This window comes from Acidaminococcus sp. CAG:542 (assembly GCF_000437815.1).
GTDB lineage: Bacteria > Bacillota > Negativicutes > Acidaminococcales > Acidaminococcaceae > Acidaminococcus.
The window spans coordinates 1-8,914 of the sequence record NZ_FR902004.1; the positions used below are offsets into that span (position 1 = coordinate 1).

10 protein-coding genes and 1 tRNA gene are annotated in these 8,914 nt (G+C 55.7%); 9 read left to right on the top strand and 2 right to left on the bottom strand.

The window, feature by feature from the left end; translation table 11 throughout:
* Positions 1-130: 130 nt before the first annotated feature.
* On the top strand, positions 131-253 hold the full coding sequence (locus QVO43_RS00210) for a hypothetical protein (protein WP_022486633.1): 123 nt from the start codon (positions 131-133) through the stop codon (positions 251-253).
* Between the two features lie 134 nt (positions 254-387).
* Complete coding sequence (locus QVO43_RS00215; protein WP_022486634.1) at positions 388-1,632, top strand: aromatic amino acid transport family protein; 1,245 nt, start codon at positions 388-390, stop codon at positions 1,630-1,632.
* A 93-nt stretch (positions 1,633-1,725) separates the two neighbouring features.
* Here the strand turns inward: QVO43_RS00215 and QVO43_RS00220 are convergent, their stop codons facing one another.
* Both QVO43_RS00220 and panC read right to left on the bottom strand, forming a co-directional pair.
* On the bottom strand, positions 1,726-2,700 hold the full coding sequence (locus QVO43_RS00220; RefSeq protein ID WP_022486635.1) for a bile acid:sodium symporter family protein: 975 nt from the start codon (positions 2,698-2,700) through the stop codon (positions 1,726-1,728).
* A gap of 4 nt (positions 2,701-2,704) precedes the next feature.
* Positions 2,705-3,556, bottom strand: a complete 852-nt coding sequence (gene panC / locus QVO43_RS00225) for a pantoate--beta-alanine ligase (RefSeq protein ID WP_022486636.1) — start codon at positions 3,554-3,556, stop codon at positions 2,705-2,707.
* A 500-nt stretch (positions 3,557-4,056) separates the two neighbouring features.
* Here panC and QVO43_RS00230 point away from each other — a divergent pair, with 500 nt between their 5' ends.
* From QVO43_RS00230 to QVO43_RS00260, 7 genes are all read left to right on the top strand, one after another.
* Entirely contained in the window at positions 4,057-4,782 is a 726-nt protein-coding gene (locus QVO43_RS00230; RefSeq protein WP_288174239.1) for an amino acid ABC transporter ATP-binding protein, read from the top strand.
* A 56-nt stretch (positions 4,783-4,838) separates the two neighbouring features.
* Positions 4,839-5,717: a transporter substrate-binding domain-containing protein gene (locus QVO43_RS00235; RefSeq protein WP_022486638.1), complete on the top strand. Its 879-nt coding sequence runs from the start codon at positions 4,839-4,841 to the stop codon at positions 5,715-5,717.
* Between the two features lie 84 nt (positions 5,718-5,801).
* Positions 5,802-6,497, top strand: coding sequence for an amino acid ABC transporter permease (locus QVO43_RS00240; RefSeq protein WP_022486639.1), 696 nt, complete (start codon positions 5,802-5,804; stop codon positions 6,495-6,497).
* 13 nt (positions 6,498-6,510) lie between these two features.
* Complete coding sequence (locus QVO43_RS00245; protein ID WP_022486640.1) at positions 6,511-7,302, top strand: amino acid ABC transporter permease; 792 nt, start codon at positions 6,511-6,513, stop codon at positions 7,300-7,302.
* Positions 7,303-7,360: 58 nt separating this feature from the next.
* A tRNA-Asn gene (locus tag QVO43_RS00250) sits at positions 7,361-7,435 on the top strand.
* A 93-nt stretch (positions 7,436-7,528) separates the two neighbouring features.
* Positions 7,529-8,350: a nitroreductase family protein gene (locus tag QVO43_RS00255; protein ID WP_288174238.1), complete on the top strand. Its 822-nt coding sequence runs from the start codon at positions 7,529-7,531 to the stop codon at positions 8,348-8,350.
* Positions 8,351-8,366: 16 nt separating this feature from the next.
* The gene (locus QVO43_RS00260) at positions 8,367-8,798 is read left to right on the top strand and encodes an Asp23/Gls24 family envelope stress response protein (protein WP_022486642.1); all 432 of its coding nucleotides are present in this window, start codon (positions 8,367-8,369) and stop codon (positions 8,796-8,798) included.
* The last annotated feature ends 116 nt before the right edge of the window (positions 8,799-8,914 follow it).

An 8,914-nucleotide genomic window follows, 5' to 3' on the forward strand; every position in this document is an offset into this window, starting at 1 on the left:
GGGACCAGCCGCAAGGCTGGTGGTGGGTTAGCTGCCGCAGGGCAGCGTTTCCCTTCAGGGAACCCACTGAGAGCGGGTTCCTTCCAAAACGACGAACAATAAACGATTATTCCCGAAAGGAGCGATTGCCATGATGAATCTGATGAACGTGGAACCGGTATTCTGGATCGGAATGGGAGCCGTGGCGGCAGTGATCTGCCTGATGCAGGCAGTCTGCTGGACCCGGGAACCGAAGATGCGGAAGAATGGATGAAAGGGGGGCTGCTGCGTATGCAACAGCCCCTCCTTTTTTACGTTAACTCCCATTCCCTCCTGCTCCTTGTTATGCTACAATAAACCGGTATGCAGGTCAGATGACTTGACAATATAACGGGGAGAGAGAACAAGATGGAGTATACGGAATCAGAGAATCTGGAGACGGCAGAGGAGGAGAACGGAACCCTGGAAGTCCGCCGGCTTACTTTTACAGAAGCGGTGATGCTGGTGGTGGGGGCCACCATCGGATCCGGGGTGCTGGGCCTGGCCTATGCCAGCCGGAAGGCAGGGTGGCCGGTGCTGCTCACCTGGCTTCTGGCAGCCGGGTTTCTTTCGGTGGCGTCCATGCTCTATGTGGCGGAAACAGCCCTGCGCACCCGGCGGCCTTTGCAGCTGTCCGGACTGGCGGAAAAATATGTGGGGAAGGCCGGATCCTGGCTGATCTTCTTTTCTGTGGGAGCTACCAGTTTCTGCAGCCTGATCGCCTACATCACCGGCTGCGGAAAGATTCTCAGCACCTTCCTGGGCCTGCCCCTGGAAGAAGCCAGCCTGCTGTTTTCCATCGGGGCAACCGCTGTGGTCTGGCTGGGCCTGAAAGTTACCGGGGCGGCGGAAAAGTTCCTGGGGCTGGGGATGATCCTGATGCTGGTTCTCCTGGTGGGGGCGTCCTTCCTCCGGGCCCGGGTGCCTCTGGATGAAATCCTCTATGCCCACTGGACCTGGGGTATCCCGGTGTTCAATATTGCCGTATTCTGCTATGCGGTCCAGTACATTGTGCCGGAACTGGCCCGGGGCTTCCGGGACCGTCCGGAAAAGCTGGTGCCGGCCATCCTGGGAGGCACGGGGATCTCTTTCCTGATCCTGGCCCTGGTGCCCCTGGCGGTGTTTTTGATGCTGCCAGGGAAGGAAATCACGGAAGTGGCTTCTCTTTCCTGGGGCAGGGCCCTGGAGAATCCGCTTTTCTATTTGTTGGTGAATTTCTTTGCCTTCTGTGCCATGCTTACCTCCTTCTGGGCCATTGCTGAAAGCTTCCTTACCAACTGCATCGAGCGGCTGGGGTTCCGGTCGGAACGGGATATCCGGAGCCGGGCCCTGTGTCTGGTTTTTATTGTGATTCCGCCCATTTTCCTGGCCAGCAGCGGTTTGGTGGGCTTTGTCAGCGCCATTTTCAGCGCCGGCACCTTCGGGGGCATCATCATGTCCGTGCTGCCGGTGTTCATGCTCCGGAGCGCCCGGAAAAAAGGAGACCAGGAACCCTGCTGGCAGTGCGGCTGGCTGGCCGCCCGACCCATCCAGGAACTGGTCCTTGTGGTGTTCCTGGCCTCCGGTGTTTACGCCCTGCTGAGCATGGCAGGGATGCTGCCCAAGGGGTGGTGAAAAACGGGGGTGTGTGAAAAAAATTCACACACCCCCGTTCGCGGGCCGCGACCCAAAAAAGGACTGTTGCTTACGCAACAGTCCTTTTTTCATTCAATTCCTGTTTTTTTCTCCCACCAGTTCTCCCACGCTGTCTTCCTGCTGTCCTTCCTCGTCTTTTCCTACACAGTAGGAGGCGAAAAGGGAGCCGGACACGTTGTGCCATACGGAGAAGATGGCACCGGCGATGCCGCCGGCGGCGGTAAAGTACATCAGAGCCAGGGTGGAGGCCAGGCCGGAATTCTGCATGCCCACTTCAATGGTCATGGCCCGGCACTGGGCTTTGTCCAGCCCGAACCGGCGGGCGAAGAATCCGCCCAGCACCATGCCGCACAGATTGTGGAGCATTACCACACAGAGAATCACCAGTCCGTTGTCCACAATGGCCCGGCCGGACATGGACACCACGCAGCCTACGGTGAGGATCACAACCAGGGCGGACAGCATGGGCATCACCCGGATTACCCGGCTGACCTGCCGGGGGAAGAAATAATTCATCCCGATGCCCAGGACGAGGGGCAGCAGCACCATTTTCACAATGGAAACCATCATGGACACAAAGTTGATATCCACCCAGGTGCCTGCAATGAACCACACCAGGAAGGGGGTCACAAAGGGGGCCAGCAGGGTGTTCACCATGGTCATGGAAACCGACAGGGCCACATCTGCATGGGCAATGTAGGAAATCACATTGGAAGCGGTGCCTCCCGGGCAGCAGCCCACCAGCACTACCCCGATGGCAATGGCCTCAGGAAGGCGGAACAGGTGGATCAGCCCGAAAGCCACGGCGGGCATAATGGTGAATTGGAGCAGGGTCCCGATGGCCACGTTTTTTGGCTGGCGGAACACGTTGCGGAAGTCATCCGGGGTCAGGCTCATGCCCATGCCGAACATGATGATGCCCAGAAAGGTGGGAATCTGGGGGGCCAGAGGCTTCATGAGCCCTGGCTCCAGGATCCCCAAAAATCCGATGAGCACCACTCCCACGGACATGTACCGGGTGCAGAAACGTACGATTCCATCCACCATCCGGTCAGCCCTCCAGCACTACATTGTCGATGAGCCGGGTGGTCCCGAACTTCACCGCCACGGCCAGCAGCACACGGCCGGCAATGGGGCCGGTGACTTCCGTCAGTCCGGGCATGCCGTAGAGTTCCACATAGTCGATGTTGCTCATGGGTTCGGCCTTGATTTCAGCAGTTACCTGATCCACCAGCTTCCGGGGATCCCGCTCACCGGCAGCAAAGGCCTCTTTGGCGTGTTTCAGGCTCCGGGAAAGGACCAGCGCCGCCTTCCGTTCTTCCGGAGACAGGTACACGTTCCGGGAACTTTTGGCCAGTCCGTCAGATTCCCGAACGATAGGCATAATACGAAGCTCAACATTCATAAACAAGTCTTCCACCATCCGGCGGAGGACTTCCGTCTGCTGGGCGTCTTTCAGCCCGAAATAGGCCCGGTCGGCCTGAGAAAGATTAAACAGCTTGGTGCATACCGTTGCCACACCCCGGAAATGGATGGGGCGTGTGCGGCCGCAAAGAACTTTGGTGATATTGCCCGTCACTTCCACCCAGGTCATATCCTGGTGAGGATACATTTCAGCCGGCGAAGGAGCAAAGATGGCCGTGGCACCGGCGGCTTCCGCGACTTTTTCGTCTGCGGCCAGCTTCCGGGGATAGGCATCATAGTCTTCGTTGGGGCCGAACTGGGTGGGGTTTACAAAGTCGCTGACGATGACCACGTCATTTTCTTTGGCAGCGGCTTTGATCAGGGAGGCATGGCCTTCGTGGAGGGCACCCATGGTGGGCACCAGACCGATGGTTTTGCCTTCTTTTTTCACAGTGCGGACAAAGTCCTTCAGATCTTTTACGGTACGGAACAGTTGCATAATGACAACACCTTTCGGTGAAAGTCCTGGAATATCCAGTACCCATAAGAGAGAGGGGCACCTTGCCGTCCCAGTCTTTCGATATGTTTTTGGTTCCGGTTCCGAATGGATCCTGACCATGGGGATCATGGCCTGCGCGCGGTCCAGTAACGGATAACCATATATTGGATGGAACCCTAAATTTATCTCCTGCCAGAAGCTCCATCATTCGGGTAACTATTATACCCGAAATAAAAGAATTGTCAAGACAATAAGAAAAAAGTTAACGAAAAGGGGGCTGCTGAGGCAGCACACTCCCTTTGTATACATAATAATCCTACAAATTCAGTAAACATCGTAACAATTTTCTCGTTTTCGAGATAATTATTTGTGAACTATTTGTGAACCGATTTACACAAACCGTATTTTGCGTATAATCGTAATTGTTCGAAATAATACGAACAGTATTTCAAAAACAAGCTATAACGATTGCAAATCAAATGAAAGCAGGGATGGCTATGATGATCAAACTCGAGCACGTCAACAAATACTTTGGCACCAACCATGTATTGAAGGACGTCAACCTGGAAGTGAAAGAAGGGGAAAAACTGGTAATCATCGGGCCATCTGGTTCAGGGAAATCCACCACAGTTCGGTGCATGAACTTCCTGGAGGAACCTACCGAAGGGCATGTGTATATCAATGGTACAGAACTCACCCACAAGAACCGGACCCAGATCATCCGGGACAACATGTCCATGGTGTTCCAGCAGTTCAACCTGTACCCGCACATGACGGTACTCCAGAATCTGACCCTGGCCCCCATGAAGCTCCGGCACAAGAGCAAAGAGGATGCGGAAAAAACCGCTTACCATTATCTGGAAGTGGTGGGGCTCCGGCACAAAGCCAATGTGTATCCCACCACCTTATCCGGCGGGCAGCAGCAGCGGATCGCCATTGCACGGGCCCTGTGCGACGAAAGCAAGATCATCCTGTTCGATGAACCCACTTCGGCCCTGGATCCGGAAACCATCCAGGAAGTGCTGGACGTGATGATCAAGCTGGCCAAGGAAGGGAACATCACCATGGTGGTGGTGACCCACGAAATGGGCTTTGCCCGGCAGGTGGCCGACCGGATCATTTTCATGGAAGACGGCCGGATCATCGACGAAGGCACACCGGACCACTTCTTCGTGAACCCCACCAATGAACGGGTGAAGAAGTTCTTAAGCAGGATTATCCGCTGATTACCACCCGGCGATAATCATAGAGCAGCAAGGAAGCATTTGAAGGAGGTTTTATCATGAAAAGTTTGGGCAAGCTGAGAAAGATCTTTGCAGTAGGGGTCACCGTACTTATGGCCGTATCGCTGTTTGCAGGGTGCGGGGACGAGAAGAAAAGCGCTGACAGTGGTAAATCCTCCAATGTGGCGGAAGACATCGCCGCCATCAAGAAACGCGGGGTCCTGCGGGTAGGCGTCAAGAACGTCACCAAGGGCTTCGGGTATCAGGATCCGGCCACCGGGAAATTTACCGGGCTGGAAGTTGACCTGAGTGCAGAACTGGCCAAGAAACTGGGAGTGGAAGTGGAATACACGCCGGTAACGGCAGCCACCCGTACCGCTCTTCTGGATTCCGGAGACATCGATATGGTTGCCGCAACCTTCACCATCACTCCGGAACGGAAAAAGAGCTGGGATTTCACCACTCCCTACTATACAGACCATGTTGGGGTGCTGGTGGAAAAAGCCAGCAACATCAACAGCCTGGCTGACCTGAAAGGGAAAGTGGTAGGGGTATCCTCCGGATCCACCTCCGCCAGAGCCCTGGTGGAAGCCATGATCAAGGCCAAAGTCATCGACGGGGACGGCTTCGATCCCAAGAGCTTCGATGCAGCCACCTGGAACAAGGGGGTAAGCTTCAAACAATACGCCGATTATCCGGCCATTTCCACGGCCCTGACTTCCGGAGAAGTATCCGCCTTCTGCGTGGATAAATCCATCCTGGCCATCTACCACACCGACGACAGGACCTTCATCAAGGAAGAATTCGCGCCTCAGGAATACGGCCTGGCCACCAAGAAGGGCTCCGGCATGAGCAAGTTCTGTGAAGAAGCTGTCCAGGGCTGGCTGAAAGACGGCACCATCAAGAAACTGGAAGCCAAATACAACCTGGATAAATAACGTGAGAAAGTAAATGCAAGGTGGGAAGCGGCAATCCTCCAATTTCGCGGGATTGCCCTTCTCTTTCAACAGGAGGCAATGATTATGGGCGGTTTATTTTCAGAAAAAGCATGGGAAGTGGTCCTGACCCACAAGGCCAGCTTCCTCCAGGGACTGGGGGTGACGGTGGAAAGTGCCCTGGGGGGCATTGTAATCGCCACCGTACTGGGCATCCTGCTGGGGCTCATGGGTGTGAGCACCAGACGGCTTCCCAAAACCATCAACCGGATCTACGTGGAAGCCATCCAGAATACACCGCTCATCCTGCAGCTGTGTCTTCTCTATTATGCCTGCTCCTTCTCCGGACACAAGATCGGGGTGCTGGCAGCCGGGATCATCGCCCTGGGCATCTATCACGGCGCCTATATGGCAGAAGTGATCCGGGCGGGGATCGAATCCATCCCCAGAGGCCAGTTTGAGGCGGCGGACGCCCAGGGGTTCGATTACACCCAGAAAATGGCCTACATCATCCTGCCCCAGACGGTGAAGGTGATCCTGCCTCCTACGGTGAACCAGATCGGGAACCTGATCAAGAACACCGCAGTGCTGTACATCATCGGCGGGGCGGACCTGATTTCGTCCACCTACAACTTCGTCACCGGGGCCAACACCGGGGGTTCCTACGCACCAGCCTACATTGTGTGCGGGGTCCTGTTCTTCATCATCTGCTTCCCCCTGTCCACTCTGGCAGGCCGCTGGGAAGCCAAGCTGAAGGCCCAGGACGAAATGATGAATGCCTGAGGAGGAATGGAGTATGAGTACATTAGCCGGCAGCTTTGCCATCCTGAAAAATCCGGACATTATGTCCTTTATGCTGAAGGGAGCCTGCTTCACCCTGCTCCTGGCGGCGGTTTCCATTACCGCCAGCCTGGGGGTGGCTTCCGTCCTGGCCCTGGTGCGGAACTACTGCACCCGTCCGGCGGAAAGAGTCTTCCGCTGGGCTGCCACTGCCTACATTGAACTGTTCCGGAACACACCGCTTCTGTTCTGGATCTTCATCGGCACCGTATTCTTCCCCGCTCCCGGGGTGCGGCGGATCCTGGGGCTCAGTTCCGTGGAAACCAAGCTCCTGTTCAAGTGCACCATTGCCCTGACCATCTTTGAATCCGCCATCATTGCGGAAATCATCCGGGGCGGCCTGAACGCCATTTCCAAGGGGCAGTTCGAAGCGGGCTATGCCCAGGGCTTCAACATCGTCCAGGTGATGTGGTACATCATCCTGCCCCAGGCCTTCCGGAAGATCATCCCCACCCTGATGAGCCAGGTGATCACCATCATCAAGGATACCTCCTTTATGGCCAACGTGGCCACCATCGAACTGATGGCCCGGGTGAACAAGGTGCTGGGAGGGGCCGCCATGTACAACGGCACCGGCACCATCAACGTATCCGACGTGTTCGTGCTGTTCGGGTTTGCGGCCCTGGTGTATTTCGTCATCAACTACAGCCTGTCCTGCGCTGTCCGCCATGTCCAGGCCAACCTGGAAAAGGTGGGGGATTCAGAAACGGTGGCTGATGTGCCGGCCAATGTGGAAATGGCAAAATAAATCTTAAAAAACTGTTGACAGGAATCGGCTTTTCGTGTAGAATAATCTTCGCTGAGATTCCCCGATAGCTCAATGGTAGAGCACTCGACTGTTAATCGAGTTGTTGTAAGTTCGAGTCTTACTCGGGGAGCCAATTGCAAATCATGCCGGACGGATGTCCGGCTTTTTTTAAATTTACAGGGGTTCGCCGCTTCCCCGGCAGCACTGCAGTCAGAGAGAATATGAGGTGTTTCATTTGGTTGGAATTTTAACGGTCGATCAGAATAAGTGTGTTAGATGCGGGATCTGCTCCAAAGTCTGTCCCAGCTGTATCATTGAAATGGGTGAAAACGGCCCGGTGTGCATCAATGATATGTCCTGCATGTCCTGCGGCCACTGTGTATCCGTCTGTCCCACCGGTGCTCTTGATAATTCCCGCTGTCCCTATGCCGAAACCGAACCCATCCCCATGCCGGTGCTGGATTCCAAAACGGCCTACAACTTCCTGCGGATGCGCCGGAGCATCCGGAACTTCACTCCGGAACTGGTCAGTGAAGACAAGATGAGACAGCTGCTGGACATTGCCCGGTATGCACCTACCGCCGCCAATTCCCAGGGGCTTTACTACATTGTGGTGTCCGACCAGGAACTGATCCGGAAGATCTGCGACTGTGTGGCGGACTGGATGCAGGAAGAAATCGACAACAACTCTCCCCGCCGCCGGTATTTCCGGAAGGTACTGGAAGTGTACCGGGGCCGGGGCATCGACATCATCGGCCGGAATGCCAAACAGCTGGTGTTCGCACTGGCCCGGCGGCTGAACGTAACCGGCGTGAGCAACTGTGAACAGGCCTGGGCCTATGTGGAACTGTATGCTCCCACCCTGGGCCTGGGAACCACCATTATGGGCTTTATTGAAACCTGTGCCCGGGCAGATTACGCCCCGCTGCGGGAACTGCTCCAGGTACCCCAGAAACAGGTCATCGTCGGAACTCTGCTGGTAGGGTATCCCAAATACAAGTACAACCGGCTGGTGAACCGCCAGCATCTGAAGGTGGAGTTCCGGTAATAAAGGAGCTGATACCATGATCCAGGGCAAGACCATTATTTGTGAAGAAGTGTTCGTCCAGCTGGTCCGGCTGGCGGCAGAACGGGTGGACCGGGTGAACTTGTGGGAACACACCGGCGGGGGGCTCATGTCCTTTGCCAAAGGGCTCACCGGCAAGAACACTCCGGCGGTGGCGGTGGAAAAGACCGACGCGGAAGTGGCGGAAAACGGCACGGTGAAAAAAGGCCATGTGGCCTTCACCCTGAAGGTGTCCGTGGCCTGCGATACCTCCATCCCTGACACCATCGAACAGCTGCGGGAAGCCGTGGTGAGAGAAGTGGTGCGGATCACCGATTTCCAGGTGGACCGGGTGGACATTATCGTGGCCCAGCTGGAAGAGGCGGAACAGGCGCCGGAACCCGAAAAACCGGAGAAAACAGAAGAAAGCCCTGCGGAGGCAGGGGAGTGAGAGAAGGGGCTGTTGCTTGAGCAACAGCCCCTTTGTCAGCCGTCAACGGTCAACTGCCGATGACGGGGCTATTTTCATCTTGGCAGTACGATAAAAATAGGCTGCACAGCAAAAAG